Origin of the sequence: Achromobacter sp. SIMBA_011 (assembly GCF_046535435.1) — a bacterium.
In the GTDB taxonomy this organism is placed as follows: Bacteria; Pseudomonadota; Gammaproteobacteria; order Burkholderiales; family Burkholderiaceae_B; genus Achromobacter; species Achromobacter dolens.
The window spans coordinates 1-249 of record NZ_JAWRWN010000946.1 but is presented as its reverse complement, the minus strand read 5'-3'; the positions used below and the strand labels follow the sequence as shown (position 1 = coordinate 249).

At 61.0% G+C, this 249-nt stretch carries 1 protein-coding gene; it reads left to right on the top strand.

The genetic code is table 11. The annotated features are described in order from the left end of the window. A partial coding sequence (locus tag SB816_RS33785; protein ID WP_410548475.1) for a hypothetical protein occupies window positions 1-249 on the top strand: 249 nt, incomplete at both ends.

Genomic DNA, 249 nt, shown 5'->3' with positions numbered 1-249 from the left:
GATGCTGCGTGGTGCCTTCACCAACAAATCAGTTAAGAACCGTCTCCTTGGCGATCAGCAGCCAGGGCTGGGCGCCTGGGCGTGGAATGCTGACCACAGCGAATGCTTACCGCTGTACGAGGCCGCCAAAAGCTATGCCCTGCACAAGACACCGATGGTGGTCTTTGCAGGTATCAACTACGGCGCTGGCTCCAGCCGTGACTGGGCCGCGAAGGCACAGGCCCTGCTTGGGGTGAAGGCGGTGGTTGC